Source organism: Pseudomonas sp. ARP3, assembly GCF_001029595.1.
In the GTDB taxonomy this organism is placed as follows: domain Bacteria; phylum Pseudomonadota; class Gammaproteobacteria; order Pseudomonadales; family Pseudomonadaceae; genus Aquipseudomonas; species Aquipseudomonas rhodesiae.
Window position 1 is genome coordinate 41,620 of record NZ_LEKF01000008.1, and the last position, 20,098, is coordinate 61,717.

The following is a 20,098-nucleotide window of genomic DNA, read 5'->3' on the forward strand; positions in this document are numbered from 1 at the left end:
GTGCAATAAGCCGGCAGGAATCGACTAACCGACTGCGCGCCCGCGCCGCTATTGTTGATCCTGTGGCAACACGCCCCTCACTGTGCTTGCCGAGCATCACTTCTCAACGGGAGAGTCGAATATGTCCACCCCCATTCCCGTAAGCCATATGGCCTTTATCCGCGCCCGCAGCGGGTGCAGCACCGAACTGGGTGCACGCTTGAGCAGTTTGATTGAACCGGGCCGTCAGGCGCAGGGTTGTCTGCAATTCTCCTTGCAGCATTCCCAGGTCGACCCCGATGTGTGGCTGGTCTCAGGTTTTTGGAGCAGTGAGCAGGCGATGAGCGCTTACTTCAACTCGCCGGCCCTGATGATCTTTACCGAGCTGTTGAACGACATGGTCGTGCGCAGCATGGACTTCCAGACCTTCACCGATGCGTCCGCCGCCCACGCCTATGGCGAGTACCTGCAACTCGCCGGTTGAAGCGGTTTAGAATGGCCGACTTTTCATTGGCCAGGACCTGCAATATGGCACGTAAACAATTTGCCCATCACGAAGCCGTTTCCGCTGTTGTACCGGGGGAAGGGGGCTACAGCGCCGCCGTCGCCGTGAAGGCGCTGCACGGCATGGGCGCCCCACGGTTTCACAAGATCCTCGACGGGCAAACGTTCAAGACGGCTTCGGATGCCGATGATGCGGCCGTCGTGCAGCTTGAGCAGTTGGTCGATGTCGATGAAGAGGGTCAACTGACCTGGGCGAATGCCGCCAGCTGAAACTGCGGCAGGGGCCTTCGGTTATTTCAGTCAGGGTTTGCTGGCGCCTGGGCGGTACATCTTGAACAGCGCCTCCGGCCCTAGCTGGAAGTAGTCCGCCGGGCCTCCGCCGCGCAGAATCGGCTCGGCCGCGGCGGTGTCATAGATGCCGTCCTTGAGCAGCCATTTGGCGATGTGCACCGCAACCACTTCGCCCAGCACCAACCAGCTCGGTACCAGGGTTTGATCGGCGCGTTGCAGCTGGATGATCTGGGTGACTTTGCATTCGAACGACACCGGGCTTTCACCCACCCGTGGCACGCTGACGATCTTCGACGCCACCGGTGTCAGGCCGGATAACGCAAATTCATCCACCTCGGGCGCCACCGCCGCGCAGCTCTGATTCATCTGCTCGGCCAGCGGGCGAGTCGCCAGGTTCCAGACGAACTCGCCGGTCTGTTCGATATTGTTCAGGCTGTCTTTGCGCCCAACGCTGGAGAACCCAATGATCGGCGGAACGTAATTGAACGCATTGAAGAAACTGTAGGGCGCCAGGTTCAGGCGGCCTGCTTGGTCGTGGGACGAAATCCAGCCAATCGGCCGGGGACCGACGATGGCATTGAACGGATCATGAGGCAGGCCGTGGCCGTTGGCGGGTTCGTAGAAGTGGATATCGTCAGGCATGGCCGGGTTCCTGCTGCGGGGGTTCTGGAAGGCAGCCATAGTGCAATCCATAGCGACGAATTTCCATCCGCCCATAGAATTTTCATTCAGCGTCCACCTCTTTTTCACAGCGGCCCGTTCAGTCTTCGCCAAGGTCGAAACCCCTTATAAGACTGAGCCTCGGAGCCTTCTACCGCATGAATAAACTTCCTCAGATCACCCTGGCGTTCTGGGTCATGAAAATCTGCGCAACCACCCTGGGCGAAACCGCCGGTGACTTGCTATCGATGACCCTCAACGTCGGTTACGCCCTTAGCTCGATGATTTTGATCAGCGTGTTCCTGGTCACTCTGGTGACACAACTTTGGTCGAAAACCTACAACCCGGTGCTGTATTGGATCGTGATTTTATCCACCAGCACTGCAGGCACTACCATGTCCGACTTCATGGATCGCACCCTGGGCCTGGGTTACGCCACCGGTTCGATGATTCTGATCGTGATACTGATGATCATCTTCGCCCTGTGGCACCTCAGTGGCGACTCACTGAACGTGAACAAGGTGCAGACGTTCCGAGGCGAGTTGTTCTATTGGATGGCCATCCTGTTTTCCAACACCCTGGGCACGGCCCTGGGCGACTTCCTGGCGGATGATTCGGGGTTGGGCTTCGCTGGCGGAGCATTGCTGATTGGCTCGACCATCGCAGCGGTGGTAGCGCTCAAGTACTTCACCCAAATCTCGTCGGTGCTGTTGTTCTGGGTGGCATTTGTGTTGACCCGGCCGTTTGGTGCGACCTTGGGCGACTTCTTGACCAAGCCCTATGAAAAAGGCGGCTTGGATTTCGGCACCATTGGGTCCTCGGCGGTATTGGCGGCGGTGCTGGTGGTGATGATTGCTGGGGCGTCGTATGCACAGCGGCGGTATGGCCGGAGCCCAATAGCAGAGGTGTCCTGACTCAAAATAATGAGATGGTCACCTTGCAGAAAAGGCGGGAACCCTAGATGTGGGAGGGGACAAGCCCGCTCCCACATTTGTTACTGCACGCAACCGTTAGTTCGTAGTAATCCGCGAATGTTTGCGAGTGTCTTTCATGGTCACGTAGACCATCAGCGACACCGCGATGCAGGCAGTCACGTACCAGTAGTAACCGGTTTCCATGCCGATGCTCTTGAACCACAGCGCGATGTATTCCGCAGTCCCGCCGAAGATCGATACGGTCAGTGCATACGGCAGGCCCACGCCCAGGGCGCGGATTTCGGTGGGGAACAGTTCGGCTTTGACCACCGCGTTGATCGAGGTGTAGCCGCTGACGATGATCAGCGCCGCCATGATCAGGAAGAACGCTCCCCACCAGGTCTGGATGGTGTGCAAGGTGGTGAGGATCGGCACGGTGAACAGCGTACCGAGGATGCCGAAGGCGATCAGGATGGGGCGGCGACCGATCTTGTCCGACAGCCCGCCGATGATAGGTTGCAGGCACATGAACAGAAACAGTGTCGCCGCCGAGATGGTGGTGGAGTCGGAAATGCTCATGCCGACGGTATTCACCAGGTACTTCTGCATGTAAGTGGTGTAGGTGTAGAAGGCCAGGGTGCCGCCCATGGTCAGGCCGACCACGGTCATCAATTCCTTGGGGTGACGCAGCAAGGTGCGCATGGCGCTTTCCTTGGCTTTTTCCTTCTTGGTAAACGACTCGGTTTCTTCCATGCCACGACGCAGGTACAACGCAACCACGGCACACAGGGCGCCGATGGCGAACGGAATACGCCAGCCCCAGGCGTAAAGTTGTTCGGTGGTCAGCACTTGTTGCAGCACGATCAACACCGCCAGCGCGATGAGCTGGCCGGAGATCAGGGTTACGTATTGGAAGCTTGAGAAGAAACCACGGCGTTCCTTGGTTGCCATCTCGCTGAGGTAGGTGGCCGAGGTGCCGTATTCGCCACCCACCGACAAACCTTGCAGCAAGCGGGCAAACACCAGCAGGATCGGCGCGCCGACGCCGATGGTTTCATAGCCGGGGCTGAGGGCGATGATCAGCGAGCCGAAGCACATCAGCAGCACCGAGGCCATCAGCGCGGCCTTGCGCCCTTTGTAGTCCGCATACAAGCCCATCAGCCAGCCGCCGATCGGGCGCATCAGGAAGCCCACGGCGAAGATCGCGGCGGTGTTGAGCAATTGGGCGGTGGTGTCGCCTTTGGGGAAGAAGGCTTTGGCGAAATACAGCGAGAAGGCGGCATAGACGTACCAGTCATACCACTCGACCATGTTGCCCACCGAGCCGCTGAAGATCGATTTGATCCGGCTGGTGGTGGTGCGTTCTTTGGCCGGCGAAGCCGCCGACCCCGCAGGCAGGGTGTTGGAGTTATCCATCGAAGGATCCTTCATCTAGTTGTTTTTATGGAGCAGCGCGAGCGTTGCCTGGCTGGGGCTGTAGCAGGAGCTGTGCCAAGGGGATGAAGGCCCGGTTTAGAAGGGTTTGAGGAGAATTTTGAGCGAAAAGTCGCTGATGATTTTGGTGGTGATGAGCGGAAATCCGCTCATTCGTCCGGCAGAAACATTTCTCGGGTCAGGCCGTGGCGCTGCATTTTTTCATTGAAGGTGCGCCGCGGCAGTTGCAGTTCCGCGAGCACCGCTTTGATATCGCCCTTGTGTCGGGTCAACGCAGCTTTCAGGCACTGCGCTTCAAAGGCTTCCTGCTGCGCCGCCAGGGATTGCCCGGTTTCGACAGTGTCCGGTTCCGGCTCGCCCAGGCCCAGCACCTGGCGTTCGGCAACGTTGGCCAACTCTCGCACATTACCCGGCCAGTCATGGCTGAGCAGACGCCCCAACTGCGCGCCGCTCAAGGGCTCAACATGGCGCCCAAGGCGCTCGGCGGCGCTCTGGGCGAAGTGCTCGTAGAGCAGGGGAATGTCTTCGCGCCGCTCGCGCAGCGGCGGCAGGCGCAACTGTGCGACGTTCAGGCGATACGCCAGGTCTTCGCGAAAGCGTCCGGCGCGGGCCTCTTCCAGCAAATCGGGTTTGGTCGCGGCGATGATGCGCAGGTCCACAGGGATGCTCTGGTTGGAACCCAGGCGCTCCAGCTTCTGCTCTTGCAGTACCCGCAGCAGTTTGACTTGTTGGGCCAGGGGCATGCTTTCGATTTCGTCGAGAAACAGCGTACCGCCGTGGGCGTATTCCAGTTTGCCGATGCGTTTGCCCTGGGCCCCGGTAAAGGCGCCGCTTTCGTGTCCGAAGAGCTCGGCCTCAAACAGCTGCTCGGGGATCGCCGCGCAGTTGAGCGCCACGAACGGCTTTTTCGCCCGTGGACCGAAATCATGCAGGCAGCGCGCGACCAGTTCCTTGCCGCTGCCGGTCTCGCCACGGATCAGCACATTGACCGGCAGCGCCGCCAGATCCAGCACTTGGCGGCGCAGGTTCTGCAACGCGCGGGACATGCCGAGCAAGCTCGATTCCAACTGCGCGCGCTGCCCGGCCTGCTGGTGCAGGCGGCGGTTTTCCAGGACCAGCCCGCGCTTGTCCAAGGCGCGGCGCAGGCCGTTGAGCAAGGCGTCGGGGCTGAAGGGCTTTTCCAGAAAGTCGTAGGCGCCGTCGCGCATGGCTTCCACGGCCATCGGCACATCGCCATGGCCGGTGAGCAGAATCACCGGCAGGTCCGCGTCGCGCCGCTGCACTTCGGCCAGCAGTTCCAAGCCGCTGAGCCCGGGCATGCGCACGTCACTGAGGATGACTCCGGCAAAGTCCCTGGGCAGCTGTGCCAGGCATTCCTCGGCGCGACTGAACAGTTGCACCTCGAAACCGGACAGGCTCAACCATTGTTCGACGGCCGTGCGGATACTGGCTTCGTCGTCGACCACAATTACCGCGTTCAACATAGGTCCGGCGTCTCCAGCGCGATGGGCAGGGTCAGGGTGAATACCGCGCCGTCGCCTCGGTTAGCGGCGATCAGGCGTCCGCCGAGTTCGTGCACGATGGCGTAGGACACCGCCAGCCCCAGGCCGAGCCCGTCGCCCACCGGTTTGGTGGTGAAAAACGGGTCGAACACACTGTTCAAGTGTTCTTCGGCAATGCCGCCGCCGCTGTCGCTGACGGTCAACTGCCACAGCTGCTGGTCGGCGTGCAGGCGGATTTCCAGGCGCTTGCGCGGTTTGTCGGCCATGGCATCCAGAGCGTTGCGCAGCAGGTTGATCAGCACCTGTTCCAGGCGGATCGCGTCGCCGCGTACCCAGGCAGGGCGGGTCAGGTCCAGCACAGTGCCGATGTTCTCGTCGCGCAGGCGCGCGTCGAGCAAGTGCAGGGATTGGTCGACCACGGTGGCCAGGTCCAGGCGTTCGCGCAGGCCGCTGGGGCTTTTACGCGCAAAGGTCTTGAGATGGCCAGTGAGCGCGGCCATGCGCGTGAGCATATCGTCCAGCGGCGCAAGAGCCTTGTAGGCGTCGTCCACGCGGCCATGGTCGAGCAGCAGGCGCAGGGTGGCCAGTTGCATGCGCTGGGCTGTCAGCGGCTGGTTGATTTCATGGGCCAGGGCCGCCGACATCTGCCCCAGGGCCGCCAGCTTGGCGGACTGCACCAGGCCATCCTGAGCAGTGCGCAGGGCTTGGGTGCGCTCTTCCACCAGGCGCTCCAGCTCTTCGCGACTGCGCTGGCGCAGGCGTGCCAGGCGCCAACGCTGGGTCAGGAACAGCACCAGAAACACCAGCGCCAGCCACGAACCGGCAGCAGCCAGACCGGCATTGCGTTGGTCTTCGAAAGCGAACTGGGGTTTGCGCAACAGGTGCAAGGTCCACCCTTCGGCCTTCAGCGGCAGGGATTCCCAGATGTAATTGGCACTGCCGTCTGGGCCGTTGACGCGCATCAGGTGACTGTTTTCGTCGAAGCGTTGCAGGGGCTGAGTGTCCAGCGGCTGCAGCTGTTTCTTATCGTATTGGCGGGTGGCCTTGAGTTCGGCGAGGTCGCTGTCCGACAGCGGTCGCAGGTTGCGGTAGCGCCAGCCCGGCTGGTTGGCGATAAATACGATGCCACGCGCATCGCTGACCAGCAGCAGATCATTGCCCTGGGCCCATTCGCGCTCAAGCTCGGGAAACTCCAACTTGACCACCATGGCGCCGAGGAACTGCTCGTGCTCGTCCAGTACCGCGCTGGACAGGAAATAGCCGGGAATGCCCGTGGTCACCCCCACCGCATAAAAACGCCCGGTGCCCTGGCTGCGGGTCTGGCTAAAATAAGGCCGGAATGCGTAGTTGTGGCCAACATAACTGCTCGGCAAGTTCCAGTTACTGGCCGCGACGGCCAGACCGGTGCGATCCATCAATTCCAGGGTGGACGACTGCGCGGCGCCGTTGATGCGTTCCAGCTTGCGGTTGAGCAAGTCCTGGGTGGCGCCGTCCAGCGGACCTTTCAAGGCGTTGATCATTTCCGAATCCAGCGCCAGCACCGCAGGCAGGGCGCGGTAGCGTTCGATCAGGGTGTGCAGGGAGTTGGCATACAGCGCCAATTGCTGATTGGCACGGGCGGCATCGTCCACCAGGGCTTGGCGTTCGGCATGCCGCGTGGCCAGGGCGGCGGCCAGTACCGCACCGGCGATGATCAGCAGGGAGTAGAAGGTCAAACGCAGGGGGCGAGGGATCACGATCATACGGTGATGAACAGGCACGGTAAGGGGAGTGCACCATAGCATGAGCAGCAGCGGTCTTGGGGTGCGCCAGGTCATTGTAAATGGGCAGGTTGCGCAGGTTTTGCGGCAAGCCCGTCATTGAGAAATCGGCAGGCAATAAAAAAGCGACCGTGCTGATCGCAGCGGTCGCTTTTTCTGTCGCTCAGGCAGTGCTTATTGCACTTCTACCGCCAGGCTTTCACTGATCTTTTTCTGCCAGATGGCAGGACCGGTGATGTGGACGGATTCGCCCTTGCTGTCCACCGCCACGGTGACCGGCATGTCTTTGACCTCGAACTCGTAGATCGCTTCCATGCCCAGTTCGGCGAAGGCCACCACGCGGGACTTCTTGATAGCTTGCGCCACCAGGTAGGCAGCGCCGCCCACGGCCATCAGGTACACGGCTTTGTGGTCCTTGATCGCGTCGATGGCGGTCGGGCCGCGTTCGGATTTACCGATCATGCCCAACAGGCCGGTCTGATCAAGGATCTGACGGGTGAACTTGTCCATCCGCGTGGCGGTGGTCGGGCCGGCTGGGCCGACTACTTCTTCGCGCACTGGATCAACCGGGCCGACGTAGTAGATGAAGCGACCCTTGAGGTCCACTGGCAGGGTTTCACCCTTGTTCAGCATCTCGACCATGCGCTTGTGCGCCGCGTCGCGACCGGTGAGCATCTTGCCGTTGAGCAACACGGTTTCGCCCGGTTTCCAGCTCTGCACGTCTTCCGGGGTCAGGGTGTCGAGGTTGACGCGGCGGGCAGACGGGCCGGCCTCCCAGACGATTTCCGGGTAGGCGTCCAACGGTGGTGCCTCCAGCGACGCCGGGCCCGAACCGTCGAGCACGAAGTGCGCGTGACGGGTGGCGGCGCAGTTGGGGATCATGCACACCGGCAACGAGGCTGCGTGGGTCGGGTAATCCATGATCTTCACGTCGAGCACGGTGGTCAGGCCACCCAGGCCCTGGGCGCCAATGCCCAGTTGGTTGACCTTCTCGAACAGCTCCAGGCGCATCTCTTCGATACGGTTCTGCGGGCCGCGTTTTTTCAGCTCGTGGATGTCGATGGATTCCATCAACACTTCCTTGGCCATCACGGCGGCTTTCTCGGCGGTGCCGCCGATGCCGATGCCGAGCATGCCAGGTGGGCACCAGCCGGCGCCCATGGTCGGAACGGTCTTGAGCACCCAGTCGACGATCGAGTCGGACGGGTTGAGCATGGCCATTTTCGACTTGTTCTCGGAGCCGCCGCCTTTGGCCGCCACGTCCACTTCCACGGTGTTGCCCGGAACGATGGAGTAGTGGATGACCGCAGGGGTGTTGTCCTTGGTGTTTTTACGCGCGCCGGCCGGATCGGCGAGAATCGAGGCACGCAGGACGTTTTCCGGCAGGTTGTAGGCGCGACGCACACCTTCGTTGATCATGTCGTCCAGGCCCATGGTGGCGCCATCCCAACGTACGTCCATGCCCACGCGCACGAACACGGTGACGATACCGGTGTCCTGGCAGATCGGGCGATGGCCGGTGGCGCACATGCGCGAGTTGATCAGGATCTGGGCCATGGAGTCACGGGCCGCTGGCGACTCTTCGCGCAGGTAGGCTTCGTGCATCGCCTGGATGAAATCCACGGGGTGGTAGTAGGAAATGAATTGCAGGGCGTCGGCAACGCTCTGAATCAGGTCGTCTTGCTTGATCACGGTCATGAGTCGCGCTCCTCTATAAGACGGGAACATTCAATAAAGGTGGCATCAGTGGGGTGCATCGGTCGGCTGAGGCCACCTTTCCAAGGCACGCCAAGTGGTGCAGGCGCGACGCTAAAAAGGCGCGGCAGTATAACCCGGCGCGGTGGCCGATACACCCGACTATGGTCAAACTGTGCCGAGCGTGATTCCCTGTGCACGCCTTTTGATGCGAGATGTTCCATGCCTGAACTGCATGTCGGCGAACGCCATTGGTCGGTACCCACCGGCAGTAACCTGTTGGATGCCTTGAACCAGGCGGGCGTGGCCGTGCCTTACAGTTGCCGGGCCGGCAGTTGCCATGCGTGCCTGGTACGGTGCGAGGGTGAGGTGGATGATCGCCAGCCGGAGGCTTTGAGCCCTGCGCAACGCCAGGACGGCTGGCGCCTGGCGTGCCAATGTCAGGTGAGCGGGGACGTGCAGGTCGAGACATTTGATCCGCTGCGCGATGGCGTAACGGCCGAGGTCGTGGCGACGGATTGGTTGACCCCGAGCGTTTTGCGCCTGCGCGTGCAAGCGCAACACAACCTGCGTTATCGGGCCGGGCAGCACCTGGTGCTGTGGGCGGGGCAGGTGGCGCGGCCGTATTCCCTGGCGAGCTTGCCCCAGGAGGACGGGTTCCTGGAGTTTCATCTCGATTGCCGCCAGCCCGGTCAATTCAGCGATATCGCCCGCCGGTTGCAGGTCGGCGAGCGTTTGGTCCTGGGCGAATTGCGCGGCGGCGCCTTGCACTATGACCCTGATTGGCAATCCCGGCCGCTATGGCTGCTGGCCTCGGGGACAGGGCTGGGCCCTTTGTGGGGCGTGTTGCGCGAGGCGTTGCGCCAGGATCATCAAGGGCCCATCCGCGTGATTCACCTGGCCCATGACGCCAACGGCCATTATCTGGCCGAACCCCTGGCGGCGCTGGCCGCCCGCCACCCGCAGTTGACCGTGGAGCTGTGGGCCGCGGCTGAGTTGACCCAGGCATTGGCGCAACTGCGGCTTGTTTCCCGGCAAACCCTGGCCTTACTCTGCGGGAGCCCTGCCAGTGTCGAAGCGTTTTCCAAGCGTCTGTTCCTGGCCGGACTGCCGCGCAATCAACTGCTGGCCGATGTGTTCCTGCCCCGTGGTTGAGCGCTAAATTCCACCGCCGCGAGACTCGCCATGACCGACGCCATCCTCCAGCAACGTGACGGCGGGCTGCTGACCCTGCAGCTCAATCGCCCGGACAAGAAGAACGCCCTGACCCGCGCCATGTACACCCGCTTGGCCGAGGCGCTGGAACAGGCCGATGCTGACCCGCAGATCAATGCCGTACTGATCCAAGGCAGCAGCGAATGCTTTACCGCCGGCAACGACATCGGCGACTTTCTCGACCAGCCGCCCAGCGACTTGGACACCCCGCCGTTTCACTTTATGAAGAGCCTGCTCAATTGTCGCAAACCGGTGATCGCCGCCGTGGCCGGAGCAGCGGTGGGCATCGGTACGACCCTGCTGCTGCACTGCGACCTGGTGTACGTCAGTCGTGATGCGCATTTGCGCATGCCGTTCGTCAACCTGGGGCTGTGCCCTGAGTTCGGTTCCAGCCTGATCCTGCCTCGATTGCTGGGGCACGCCAAAGCCGCCGAGCTGTTGCTGTTGGGCGAAGGGTTTACCGGTGAGCTGGCCGCGGCATGGGGCATCGCCACCGAAGCCTTGGGCAGTGGTGAGGCGACGTTGGCCAAAGCCAGGCAAATCGCTGAGCGTTTCGACACCTTGGCGCCGGGGGCAGTGCAGATCACCAAGCAACTGATGAAAAGCGTGGACCGCGAGCAGTTGCGTCAGGTGATCGAAGAGGAGGGGGCGTTGTTTACACAACGGTTAAGGTCGCCGGAGGCGATCGCGGCGTTGTCCGGGTTCGTCACTCGACGCTGATCGTAAGCAAGGCCTTCTATCACGAAAAGCCAAAAGCCCCGTCACTTGCATGACAGGGCTTTTGTTTTCAGCGATCGATCACTCAGACCATTGGGTCGCCAACGTGCAGGATCTTCATGCCGTTGGTGCCGCCGATGGTGTTGTAGCTGTCGCCCTTGGTCAGGATGACCCAGTCGCCTTTCTCCACAACGCCGCGCTTGAGCAGCTCGTCGATGGCCGCCTGGCTGACTTCATGGGGTGGCAACGACGCCGGGTCGAACGGTACGGTGTAGACACCCCGGAACATGGCCGCGCGGGCCTGGGTTTCGCGGTGCGGGGAGAACGCGTAGATCGGTACCGACGAACGGATGCGCGACATGATCAACGGTGTGTAGCCACTTTCGGTCAGAGCGATGATCGCTTTCACGCCTGGGAAATGGTTGGCGGTGTACATCGCAGCCAGGGCGATGCTCTGGTCGCAGCTTTCGAACACTTTGCCGATGCGGTGGCTGGAGGTCTTGCTGGTCGGGTGCTTTTCGGCACCGACACAGATACGCGCCATGGCCTGGACGGCTTCCAGCGGGTACGGGCCGGCGGCGCTTTCGGCCGACAGCATGACGGCGTCGGTGTAGTCCAGCACGGCGTTGGCCACGTCGGACACTTCGGCGCGGGTCGGCATCGGGTTCTGGATCATCGACTCCATCATCTGGGTCGCGACGATCACCGCTTTATTGTGGCGACGTGCGTGCAGGATGATTTTTTTCTGGATACCGATCAGTTCGGCGTCGCCGATTTCAACGCCCAGGTCGCCACGGGCAACCATCACGGCGTCGGAAGCCTTGATCAGGCCGTCGAGGGTTTCGTCATCGGCCACGGCTTCGGCGCGTTCGATCTTCGCCACCAGCCAGGCGGTACCGCCGGCCTCGTCGCGCAGCTTACGGGCGTATTCCATGTCAGCGGCGTCGCGGGGGAAGGACACTGCGAGGTAGTCCACTTCCATTTCGGCGGCCAGCTTGATGTCGGCTTTGTCTTTTTCGGTCAGGGCCGGTGCGGTCAGGCCACCACCGCGACGGTTGATGCCTTTATGGTCGGACAGTGGCCCACCGATGGTCACGGTGCAGATCAGCTCAGTGCTGGTGGCGGTGTCGACGCGCATGACCACGCGGCCATCATCCAGCAGCAGCTCGTCACCGACGCCGCAGTCTTTGACCAAGTCCGGATAGTCGATACCCACGACTTGCTGGTTGCCTTCGGTCAGCGGGTGGCTGGTGGAGAAGGTGAAGGTGTCGCCGATCTTCAGTTCGATTCGCTTGTTAGCGAATTTGGCGATACGGATTTTCGGGCCTTGCAGGTCGCCCAGCAACGCCACGAAACGGCCGTGCTTGGCGGCGAGATCACGCACCAGCTTGGCGCGAGCCTTGTGCTCGTCGGGGGTGCCGTGGGAGAAGTTCAGACGGGCAACGTCCAAACCAGCCAGAATCAGCTGTTCGAGGACTTCCGGCGAATTGCTGGCCGGGCCAAGGGTGGCGACGATTTTGGTACGACGGACGGACATGCACAGACTCCTGAGTTCAAGCGCTGAGGAAGGCTACTATGCTCTTTCGTTGTAGTCATTGTTCGTTTGCACTACTTATCGAACATTCACTTGTTTTGGCGGCGGGCTAAAAGATGAACGACCTTGAAGATTTTCGACGAAGGGTCGATACACTCCACAAGACAGGAGAACCCTCATGCGAATTTTGCTCGTTGCTGCCCTGGCCGTCAGTGTTGTCGGCTGCACCCGCTGGTCGATGGACCATCATTTGAATAACGCCTACCGGGCTTATGGGGTCGGTGATTGCCAGCGCGTCACCCTGGAATTGTCCCAGGTGGACCGCGAAAGCCGCAGCCGTCGGTACGTGCAGCCGGAGGTCTCGATGTTGCGTGGGCAGTGTCTGGAACGGCAGAAATTGTTCGTCGATGCGGTGCAAACCTATCAATTCATCATTACCCAATACCCGTCCAGCGAGTACGCCTACCGCGCCCGCGCGCGTCTCGACACCCTGCAACAACTGGGGCATTACCCCGGCGCCAGTGCTGCTCAGCCACGTCCTGCGTCCTTGTGAGGATATTTACCGTGGGTTAACTGGCCCGTTGCCAGTCTTGGGCTATCCTTTGGATGATCGTTTGTACAAGTTTCTATTCGAACGAATGAGGGGCCCGGATTCGGCGGCTGTCTAGTGCACAACGCAATGTGTTGTCACACCGAGATCCAGGGAGAGCGAGCGTTTATGCTCGTTCCGAATCACTGGCACGGCCAGAGTCATGGCCACTGGATGGCGATCTCACCATGTTTACCGACCGACGGATCGAGCGGCATCAATTACCGAGTTTCTTGCAAGTGTTTAACCGTCTTACCGACAAGCCCATTGGTTTTCTGGGCAATGCCTCGGAAGACGGACTGATGTTGATCAGCCTATTGCCCATGATGATTGATGTGGATTTTGAGCTGCGGTTAAAGATTCCTGCGGCGGATGGCGACTTTCATGCCATTGATCTCACCGCGACGTGTTTGTGGAGTCACGAAGACATCAACCCGCAGCACTACGATTCCGGCTTTCGCATCATCAGCGCCAGTGAGGAATATGGGCAATTGATCAGCGTTTTGGTGCATTACTTCAGCTTTGATCCTTTGCAGGCGTCTGCCTAGCATCAAGCGTTGTCGACTCGGCATGGGCTTCAGAGCCCCTGTCGTGCCGAGCTCAGCTTTTAGAACACACCAGCTTTCTTCCAACCCAGATAACGAGTCACCAGGGCCGCGCCCATCTCCGAAGGCAAGGTATCCAGTACTGACAGGCCATGTGCGCCCAGCCGGTCATGCAATTCGTCGCGTCTGGTGAGGTAATCCACCGTGCCGCTGTAAACCAGGGCCTCAGGTAAGGTTTGCACGGGGGACTGCCGCAATTGGTCCAATACCTCCTCGCGCAAACTCGCCACCAGCACTCTATGTTGGCGGCCGATACGTTTGACGGCCGCCAGCAGCGCTTCATCGTCCTCATCCCGCAGGTTGGTGACGATGATCACCAACGCCCGACGCTTTTGCCGAGCCAGCAATTGGTTCGCCGCTGCGAGGTAGTCGGCCGACCGGCGAGTTGTGTCCAGGTCGTATACCGCGTTCAACAACAGACTCAACTGGCCGCTGCCTTTAACCGGTGCCAGGTAGCGGGGCTGATCGCCAGCAAACGTGCATATCCCCACCGCATCGCCCTGGCGCAAGGCGACATAGCTAAGCAGCAGGCAAGCATTGAGGGCATGGTCGAAATGGGACAGTTCATCGTCCTGGCTGCGCATGCGGCGGCCGCAATCGAGCATGAACACGATCTGCTGGTCGCGTTCGTCCTGATACTCCCGGGCGATCGGTGTGCGTTGTCGCGCGGTGGCTTTCCAGTCGATCTGACGCAGGCTGTCGCCTTCGCGAAATTCACGTAATTGATGAAACTCCAACCCCAGGCCGCGTCGTTGACGCTGGCGAACCCCCAACTGGCTCAGCCAGTTATCCACACCCAGTAATTGGGCGCCGTACAACCGGGCGAAATCCGGGTATACGCGGGTGACATCCTGGGTTTCGATAAAGCGCCGTGCCGACCATAACCCCAAAGGGCTGGGGATATGGATTTCACAGCGGTCGAATGGGAAGTGGCCACGGCGCAAGGGGCGCAGGCGATACCCCAGTTCACTGCGTTCGCCGGGACGTAGTTCGATGGTTTGCGGCAGGTTATCGACGTTCAGCCCATCGGGAACATGGTCGAACACCTGTACCTTCAGTGTTTGTGCAAAAGCGTGTTCCAGGCTCAGGCGAACGTCGCCCCAGCGTCCTAGCGCCAGACTGCCGGGCATTTGCCGTTGCAATCGCGGAGTAGGCCGGTGGCGCAGGCGCAGGGCATCCAGCACGGCCAGCAGTAACAATGCTAGGAGCAAGCCCCAGGCCACCGAGTGCAGTGTGTCGGGCACCTTCAGGTGCAGCGCTGCCGTGGCGCCCAGCAGAATGCTCAGGCCCAGCAGCACGCTGAGCCAGGTTAATAGCAGACGGGTCGGTTTCATGGGCGATTCATTGCCGCGGAGCCGGGATCTGGTCCAGCAGTTGCTTAAGTACCTGGTCGACTTCCAGCCCGTCGATATCCAGTTCTGGCGCAATACGTACCCGATGCCGCAACACCGCCAGGGCACATCCTTTGATGTCATCCGGAGTGACGAACTCGCCGCCGCGTAGCAAGGCTCGGGCACGGGCGCCACGCACTAGCGCGATTGAGGCTCGCGGCCCCGCGCCGATGGCCAGCCCTGGCCAGCTTCGGGTCGCTCGCGCCAGGCGCACGGCGTAGTCGAGTACGTGTTCGTCCAGGGCCAGTTCGCTGGCGATCTGTTGCAGTTGCATGACATCGTCGGCCTGCAGCACGGTGCGCAAGGGTTGCACATCCAGCATATCGGCCCGGGATGAACGCGTAACCTCGCGCACCATATCCAATTCCTGCTGCGCTTCTGGATAGTCGATGCGCACTTTGAGCATGAAGCGATCCAGTTCCGCCTCCGGCAGGGGATAAGTCCCTTCCTGTTCGATGGGGTTCTGGGTGGCCAGTACCATGAAGGGCTGACCGATGGGCAGCGCCTCGCCTTCCAAGGTCACTTGCCGCTCTTGCATGGCTTCGAGCAGAGCGGCCTGGGTCTTGGCCGGGGCGCGGTTGATTTCGTCGGCCAGTAACAGGTGGGTGAAGACCGGGCCTTTGCGCAGCTTGAATTGTTCGGTGTGCAGGTCATACACGGCATGGCCGGTGACATCGCTGGGCATCAGGTCCGGCGTGAATTGGATGCGCGCGAAATCGCCATCGAAGCAGCGTGCCAATGCGCGTACCAGTAAGGTCTTGCCGAGGCCGGGTACGCCTTCGAGCAATACGTGGCCGCCGGCGATCAGGGCGGTGAGCACATCATCAATGACCTGATCCTGCCCAATAACGGCCTTGCGCAGTTCGACGCGCAAGGCCTGGGCCTGCTGGCTGGCGCGATGCAGGGTTTCGCTGGGCAAGGCGGTGGCGCTTGGAAGTTCGCTCATAGGGCATTCCTGAGGGTTTGCAGGCGTGCCACCTGCCGGCTGAAATCGGCGCTGGAAAGCCGCTTTTCCGGGAGTGGGCCGAGGGCCTGGCTGATGACATGAAAAGGTTGATGCGTCAGGTGTTCGAGCACCTGCCACTGTTGTGCATCATTGAGGTGTTCGAAGCCGGGATGGCGACGCCTGGCGGCGCGCAGGATATCCCGTTGCAAGGCCTGCACCAGCGTGCGTTGGCCATTGCGGCGCAGCAGGAAGTCGGCGCTGGCTTTCAGATGTTCCTGCAGTTGCCGACGAGCCTTGGGCGCGGGTGCCTGGATAGGTCCCTGGCGCATACCCGCGTGCCACAGGGCCAGGGCGATCAAGGCCGTCAGCGCTACCAGTGCTTGGGGGAAATAGCGCAGCAGCAGGCTGAACAGATCGTCCACATCACCGTTGGCCAACAGAGTCACGGCCGTGCCCTGTGTCAGGTACCACAGCAACCAGGCATTGTCGTGCTTACCGATATTTGCGGTTTTCCACAAGTCGCTGTCGGTGATCACGGTCACGCGACCCTGGCCGAGGTCGAGTTGCATCAGATGACTCGACTGGGCGCTGTTGGCGGAAAATTGCGCCAGATGCTTGGGGTCGGTGAGGTTGAAAGCGGTATCGAAACCGAAATAGGCCGGGGCGGTTTCATTATCGATATAGAGCCTGGTCAGGTCGGGTGTTTTCTCTTTGCGCGCTGGCGCGGGCTCTTCGGGCTCGTCGCTGAGCACTTGGCGTATCTGCAGGCGGTCGAGTAAGAGATCGCCACTTTTGCCGGTTTCTTCATCCCACAGGGCTTCTGCTACCACCAGCAGGTGGCCGCCGGAGCGGGTCCAGTCCAGCAACTGCTCAACCTGACGGGGAGACATATTGCTGCGCTCCGTCAGTAGCAGAAGACTATGGTGTTCAGACGGGAGGTCGGCCAGGCGATCAAGGCCAAAGGCATGGTCCACGGGCAGGCCCTGCTTACGCAGAAAGTGCTCGGCGGCCAGATAAGGGTTGGCTTGCGCTTCAGGGGAAGGCCCGCGGTCGATTACCTCGTCGTAGGGCGTGGCTTTGCTCCAGGCATAAAAACCAGCCGCTGCGAGTAAACACACCAGCAGTAGCCCTGCCCACATTAAAAGCCGGTTCATTGGGGCCCCCCCGAACTGAACAGGGCACGCCAATCGCTGCAGAGTTTTTGCTGGATCGTGGTGGGTGGAAGGCGGTGGCCGTAAGCGAGGTTCTGCCAGTGCCGGGTCAGTTCATCACTGAAGGCCAGCAATTGCGGCTGTTCCAGTTGGTGAACGCGTTCCAGCACTTGCCCTTCGGTGTCGGCACTTTTAAGGGGGAGATTGAAATCATGCAGTAAACGGCTCAATAGGCCGCGATAAAGCAGACCGAGAGCTTCCCTGGGCTGGGTGGCCCAAAGTTGCTCGGCGGTGCTGGCAATATCCGTGGGCAAGGTCTCGGCGCCCAGCGCCAGGCCGAACAGTTGCGTGGGGGCAGGCTTGACGACTTTGGGGCTGGCAGGCGCGCGCCGGCTGACAAAAGTGCGCAGCCAATCACGATAGCGCCACGCCACTAGGGCCAGGCCGCCAATCAGCAGGCTCCATAGCAGTACTTCCAAGGCCTGGGCAAAATGCTTGAAGGTATCGCTGTTAAGGTTGTCCAGAAGCGCCTGTAGCCACGCTGGAAGTTTGCTATCACCGCGGTCCTTGTTCTTTACGGTGGGTTTGTCATCGCCAAAGCGATAACGGGTGACGGTTTCCGGGTTCTTGAACGGGGGCTTGTCCAGCAGCGCCTTGACTGACTGGCTTGCACTCTGAGTGCTCAGCGGCTTCGATTCATCGGCCATGGCGGGCGGATTGATGGGCAGCAATGTCAGCCCGATCACCAGCAATAGCAGAGGGGCCGCTGTGCTCAGCCGTTGGCGCAGACGCCGGAATACCAGTTCCAGATCCCAAGCCTCCAGCACGGTGCGGCGGTTGAGATAGAGGCTGAAACCACAGGCCACATAGATCGGTTCCCAGAACACCAGTATCACGGCATAAAACGCGTTACTCAGATGCTCCAGCCACAGCCCTTCAGAGCTGGTGGCCAGTATCAGCCGCTGCCAATCCCAGCTCTGTTCGACGTTTTGCGGAATGAAGAGATAGAACAGGGCCATGCAACCGAACCAGAGCCCGATTTCCAGATGCACTCCAACGGTGGTCAGCCAGCGCGCGGCGCCGGCGTCACGCTGTTGCAAAACGCCCAGGCGCTTTTGACGCGCCTGGCCATCCAGACCTTCCAACTGGGTGACCGGCATGACGAAGCTGCGGCTGAGACTGAGGCGGCGCCAGGTCAGGCTGGCCAACAATTGCCCCTTGAGCAGACGCGGCCACTGGCGTACCGCCTGTTTAAGGCTGGGCGTGTCACCGAACAGCGCCTTTGACAGGATATAGAGCGGCAGGCGATCGAATGCCGGCTTGAACCACCAGAACAGGAATATGGCGGTGGAGGGGTATTTCCACAGCGCTGCGCTGAGCAGAATGAACACCGGCAAGGTCACCAGCGCCCAACTGGCCGTTAGTAATAAACGATGTTCCCTGGCCATCAGGACACCAAGGTCCATGGCTTCCCAGGCGGTACGCGGACGAATCGCCACGCTGACATCACTCAGGCGCATGTTGAGTCCGCCCTGCAAAGATCAGGTACGCCGCGACCAGCAGCCACAATACGGCGCCCACCAGGTATTTGACCCATGCCGCGATGACCGTGGTGGACGACCAGTAGGCTTCAATGAACGCGGCAATCAGCAGGAAGACCATGACACCACAGAGCAATTGCACGCTCTTATGTGCCGCGAGCCTCAAGGATTCGCCCCGCGTCAGTCGCCCCGGCGAGATCAGTGCCCAGCCCAGTTGCAAACCCGCTGCCCCGGCGAGGGCAATGGCTGTCAACTCGAATGCACCATGACCGACGACGAATGACCAGAAGGTCTGCCCGTAACCGATCTCGGTCAGGTGTCCGGACACCGCGCCGATGATCAGCCCGTTGAAGATCAGGAAGAACACGCTGCCCAGGCCAAACAGCAAGCCGGCGGCGAATGTCTGGAAGGCGATGCCAATGTTGTGCATCACGTAATAGCCGAACATCATCCAGTCCTCGCTCGATGCGCGCTCGGCGGCGCGGCCCAGGCGACTGGCATCGGGGTCGTACATGTCCTGCATCTCAGCCACCTGCTGGGGGCTGATGATGCTGTAGATCAGTTCGGGAAACAGGTAGACCAGCAGCGCTATGCCCAGCAGGCTGCCAAAGAACAGCACGCTGGCCACCGCTACAAAGCGCCACTGTTCGCGTACCAGCCGCGGAAAACCGGCCAGGACAAAACCCAGCACGCTGGCGCCCAGTTGGCTGCGATGACGATAAAGTTGCTGATGGCCGCGCAGGGCCAGTTGCTGCAGCGGGTCCACCAGATAGCTGCTGTAGCCGCGCTCCTGAGCCAGCGCCAAGTGCTGGCAAAGGCGCCGGTATTGATGAGGGAAGTCGGCAACATCGCTCGCTTTAGCCGTGCCTTGTTCCAACCGATTGAGTTGTTCGGCAAAAGCTTGCCATTGGGGCTGGTGACGGCTTTCGAACAGGCTCTGCTTCATGTTGGCCCCAGGAGGCCGCGGGCCACGCCGTTGAGTTGTTGGGCCGCGCGAGCTGGGGAAACCTGCAGGGACGGCGCGAGGATAGCGGCCAGTTCGTGTACCCGTTCAGCGGACAATTCACCCTGGCGTTCGGCAAAACCCAGAATGGCCCGTTGTTCATTCAGGTCCAGGGCAAAGGGCAGGCACAGGGCTGCCGCCTGAGGAATCTGAGGACGTGGTAGAGGGCGTTCGCGGTAGACCACCAGCGTGCCGGCGGCGAGGTCGCCGAGGCGTTTGAAATGGGGATGTTGCAGGCAGCTGATGGCGCCAAGAAAGTAGCCAAAAGGCAGCATGTCGACAAACCGCAGCAGGTTGCGGATCAGCGATGCCGACCAGCCGACGGGTGTACCGTCGTCCTGTACCACGCGCAATCCCATGACTTGCTTACCCGGCGAACAGCCTTGGTTGAGCACTTCGAACAGCACCATGTACCACCAACTGACCAGGAACAGCAGCAACGCGCCGAGGCCGAGACCTACATTGCCGAGCAACGCCAGCGGCACCATGAGCACGCCCATGATCACGCCGCGCGCCACCAGGTCGAAGGCAAAGGCCAAGACCCGGGGTACCAGGCCGGCCGGGCGCAACGGTAGGTCGATACCTTCCGGGGTTTCGATCTGGTAGCGCGTATCCAGTGGGGTTGATGGCATTGCGATCCTTGGCAGTGCAGAGCGGCTGGGAGAGA

19 protein-coding genes are annotated in these 20,098 nt (G+C 61.1%); 7 read left to right on the forward strand and 12 right to left on the reverse strand.

Annotation, left to right across the window (positions count from 1 at the left end; translation table 11 throughout):
- Positions 1 to 121: 121 nt before the first annotated feature.
- Together ABX75_RS11555 and ABX75_RS11560 are read left to right on the forward strand one after the other, a co-directional pair.
- Entirely contained in the window at positions 122 to 463 is a 342-nt protein-coding gene (locus ABX75_RS11555) for an antibiotic biosynthesis monooxygenase family protein (protein WP_047881970.1), read from the forward strand.
- A gap of 44 nt (positions 464 to 507) precedes the next feature.
- Positions 508 to 753, forward strand: a complete 246-nt coding sequence (locus ABX75_RS11560) for a hypothetical protein (RefSeq protein WP_047881971.1) — start codon at positions 508 to 510, stop codon at positions 751 to 753.
- A 30-nt stretch (positions 754 to 783) separates the two neighbouring features.
- Here ABX75_RS11560 and ABX75_RS11565 read toward each other — a convergent pair whose 3' ends face one another.
- Positions 784 to 1,416 (reverse strand): flavin reductase family protein, encoded by a 633-nt coding sequence (locus ABX75_RS11565; RefSeq protein ID WP_034114995.1) that lies wholly within the window; start codon positions 1,414 to 1,416, stop codon positions 784 to 786.
- 176 nt (positions 1,417 to 1,592) lie between these two features.
- Between ABX75_RS11565 and ABX75_RS11575 the strand changes: the two genes are divergently transcribed.
- Positions 1,593 to 2,348 (forward strand): membrane protein, encoded by a 756-nt coding sequence (locus ABX75_RS11575; RefSeq protein ID WP_047881973.1) that lies wholly within the window; start codon positions 1,593 to 1,595, stop codon positions 2,346 to 2,348.
- 96 nt (positions 2,349 to 2,444) lie between these two features.
- On the opposite strand, the gene ABX75_RS11580 is transcribed toward ABX75_RS11575, so the two are convergent.
- The 4 genes from ABX75_RS11580 to ABX75_RS11595 form a co-directional block, all read right to left on the reverse strand.
- Complete coding sequence (locus ABX75_RS11580) at positions 2,445 to 3,764, reverse strand: MFS transporter (RefSeq protein WP_034100245.1); 1,320 nt, start codon at positions 3,762 to 3,764, stop codon at positions 2,445 to 2,447.
- Positions 3,765 to 3,931: 167 nt separating this feature from the next.
- A complete protein-coding gene (locus ABX75_RS11585; RefSeq protein ID WP_047881974.1) occupies positions 3,932 to 5,266 on the reverse strand; it encodes a sigma-54 dependent transcriptional regulator in 1,335 nt (444 codons plus the stop codon).
- Positions 5,260 to 7,026 carry an ATP-binding protein gene (locus ABX75_RS11590; RefSeq protein WP_034100241.1) on the reverse strand — a complete coding sequence of 589 codons (1,767 nt, stop codon included), beginning with the start codon at positions 7,024 to 7,026 and terminating at the stop codon, positions 5,260 to 5,262. The genes ABX75_RS11585 and ABX75_RS11590 overlap by 7 nt, the downstream gene beginning before the upstream one ends.
- Positions 7,027 to 7,218: 192 nt before the next feature.
- Positions 7,219 to 8,742, reverse strand: a complete 1,524-nt coding sequence (locus ABX75_RS11595) for a fumarate hydratase (protein WP_034100239.1) — start codon at positions 8,740 to 8,742, stop codon at positions 7,219 to 7,221.
- Positions 8,743 to 8,961: 219 nt separating this feature from the next.
- Between ABX75_RS11595 and ABX75_RS11600 the strand changes: the two genes are divergently transcribed.
- Positions 8,962 to 9,894 carry an iron-sulfur-binding ferredoxin reductase gene (locus ABX75_RS11600; protein WP_047881975.1) on the forward strand — a complete coding sequence of 311 codons (933 nt, stop codon included), beginning with the start codon at positions 8,962 to 8,964 and terminating at the stop codon, positions 9,892 to 9,894.
- A 30-nt stretch (positions 9,895 to 9,924) separates the two neighbouring features.
- Entirely contained in the window at positions 9,925 to 10,674 is a 750-nt protein-coding gene (locus ABX75_RS11605) for an enoyl-CoA hydratase-related protein (protein ID WP_047881976.1), read from the forward strand.
- 82 nt (positions 10,675 to 10,756) lie between these two features.
- Here ABX75_RS11605 and pyk read toward each other — a convergent pair whose 3' ends face one another.
- Entirely contained in the window at positions 10,757 to 12,208 is a 1,452-nt protein-coding gene (pyk, locus tag ABX75_RS11610) for a pyruvate kinase (RefSeq protein WP_034100233.1), read from the reverse strand.
- Between the two features lie 175 nt (positions 12,209 to 12,383).
- On the opposite strand from pyk, the gene ABX75_RS11615 reads away from it, so the two are divergent.
- Together ABX75_RS11615 and ABX75_RS11620 are read left to right on the forward strand one after the other, a co-directional pair.
- Positions 12,384 to 12,758 (forward strand): tol-pal system YbgF family protein, encoded by a 375-nt coding sequence (locus tag ABX75_RS11615; protein ID WP_034100231.1) that lies wholly within the window; start codon positions 12,384 to 12,386, stop codon positions 12,756 to 12,758.
- 224 nt (positions 12,759 to 12,982) lie between these two features.
- A complete protein-coding gene (locus tag ABX75_RS11620; RefSeq protein WP_034100229.1) occupies positions 12,983 to 13,342 on the forward strand; it encodes a pilus assembly protein PilZ in 360 nt (119 codons plus the stop codon).
- 59 nt (positions 13,343 to 13,401) lie between these two features.
- On the opposite strand, the gene ABX75_RS11625 is transcribed toward ABX75_RS11620, so the two are convergent.
- The 6 genes from ABX75_RS11625 to ABX75_RS11650 are packed head-to-tail and all read right to left on the reverse strand — an operon-like array spanning position 13,402 to position 20,063.
- Positions 13,402 to 14,733: a DUF58 domain-containing protein gene (locus ABX75_RS11625; RefSeq protein ID WP_047881977.1), complete on the reverse strand. Its 1,332-nt coding sequence runs from the start codon at positions 14,731 to 14,733 to the stop codon at positions 13,402 to 13,404.
- Between the two features lie 7 nt (positions 14,734 to 14,740).
- Entirely contained in the window at positions 14,741 to 15,736 is a 996-nt protein-coding gene (locus ABX75_RS11630) for a MoxR family ATPase (RefSeq protein ID WP_047881978.1), read from the reverse strand.
- Positions 15,733 to 16,890 carry a DUF4350 domain-containing protein gene (locus ABX75_RS11635; RefSeq protein ID WP_047881979.1) on the reverse strand — a complete coding sequence of 386 codons (1,158 nt, stop codon included), beginning with the start codon at positions 16,888 to 16,890 and terminating at the stop codon, positions 15,733 to 15,735. The genes ABX75_RS11630 and ABX75_RS11635 overlap by 4 nt, the downstream gene beginning before the upstream one ends.
- A complete protein-coding gene (locus tag ABX75_RS11640) occupies positions 16,887 to 18,407 on the reverse strand; it encodes a DUF4129 domain-containing protein (protein ID WP_047881980.1) in 1,521 nt (506 codons plus the stop codon). Before ABX75_RS11640 ends, ABX75_RS11635 begins: the two co-directional genes overlap by 4 nt.
- Positions 18,394 to 19,374 (reverse strand): stage II sporulation protein M, encoded by a 981-nt coding sequence (locus tag ABX75_RS11645; RefSeq protein WP_034100222.1) that lies wholly within the window; start codon positions 19,372 to 19,374, stop codon positions 18,394 to 18,396. Before ABX75_RS11645 ends, ABX75_RS11640 begins: the two co-directional genes overlap by 14 nt.
- Positions 19,371 to 20,063 carry an RDD family protein gene (locus ABX75_RS11650; protein WP_047881981.1) on the reverse strand — a complete coding sequence of 231 codons (693 nt, stop codon included), beginning with the start codon at positions 20,061 to 20,063 and terminating at the stop codon, positions 19,371 to 19,373. Before ABX75_RS11650 ends, ABX75_RS11645 begins: the two co-directional genes overlap by 4 nt.
- Positions 20,064 to 20,098 lie beyond the last annotated feature (35 nt).

Coding starts and splice junctions, on each gene's coding strand:
- ABX75_RS11560 (WP_047881971.1), top strand. CDS start 508: ATGGCACGTAAACAATTTGCCCATCACGAAGCCGTTTCCGCTGTTGTA.
- ABX75_RS11625 (WP_047881977.1), bottom strand. CDS start 14,733: ATGAAACCGACCCGTCTGCTATTAACCTGGCTCAGCGTGCTGCTGGGC.
- ABX75_RS11600 (WP_047881975.1), top strand. CDS start 8,962: ATGCCTGAACTGCATGTCGGCGAACGCCATTGGTCGGTACCCACCGGC.
- ABX75_RS11565 (WP_034114995.1), bottom strand. CDS start 1,416: ATGCCTGACGATATCCACTTCTACGAACCCGCCAACGGCCACGGCCTG.
- ABX75_RS11585 (WP_047881974.1), bottom strand. CDS start 5,266: ATGTTGAACGCGGTAATTGTGGTCGACGACGAAGCCAGTATCCGCACG.
- ABX75_RS11605 (WP_047881976.1), top strand. CDS start 9,925: ATGACCGACGCCATCCTCCAGCAACGTGACGGCGGGCTGCTGACCCTG.
- ABX75_RS11630 (WP_047881978.1), bottom strand. CDS start 15,736: ATGAGCGAACTTCCAAGCGCCACCGCCTTGCCCAGCGAAACCCTGCAT.
- ABX75_RS11575 (WP_047881973.1), top strand. CDS start 1,593: ATGAATAAACTTCCTCAGATCACCCTGGCGTTCTGGGTCATGAAAATC.
- ABX75_RS11580 (WP_034100245.1), bottom strand. CDS start 3,764: ATGGATAACTCCAACACCCTGCCTGCGGGGTCGGCGGCTTCGCCGGCC.
- ABX75_RS11645 (WP_034100222.1), bottom strand. CDS start 19,374: ATGAAGCAGAGCCTGTTCGAAAGCCGTCACCAGCCCCAATGGCAAGCT.
- ABX75_RS11590 (WP_034100241.1), bottom strand. CDS start 7,026: ATGATCGTGATCCCTCGCCCCCTGCGTTTGACCTTCTACTCCCTGCTG.
- pyk (WP_034100233.1), bottom strand. CDS start 12,208: ATGTCCGTCCGTCGTACCAAAATCGTCGCCACCCTTGGCCCGGCCAGC.
- ABX75_RS11635 (WP_047881979.1), bottom strand. CDS start 16,890: ATGAACCGGCTTTTAATGTGGGCAGGGCTACTGCTGGTGTGTTTACTC.
- ABX75_RS11640 (WP_047881980.1), bottom strand. CDS start 18,407: ATGCGCCTGAGTGATGTCAGCGTGGCGATTCGTCCGCGTACCGCCTGG.
- ABX75_RS11595 (WP_034100239.1), bottom strand. CDS start 8,742: ATGACCGTGATCAAGCAAGACGACCTGATTCAGAGCGTTGCCGACGCC.
- ABX75_RS11620 (WP_034100229.1), top strand. CDS start 12,983: ATGTTTACCGACCGACGGATCGAGCGGCATCAATTACCGAGTTTCTTG.
- ABX75_RS11650 (WP_047881981.1), bottom strand. CDS start 20,063: ATGCCATCAACCCCACTGGATACGCGCTACCAGATCGAAACCCCGGAA.
- ABX75_RS11555 (WP_047881970.1), top strand. CDS start 122: ATGTCCACCCCCATTCCCGTAAGCCATATGGCCTTTATCCGCGCCCGC.
- ABX75_RS11615 (WP_034100231.1), top strand. CDS start 12,384: ATGCGAATTTTGCTCGTTGCTGCCCTGGCCGTCAGTGTTGTCGGCTGC.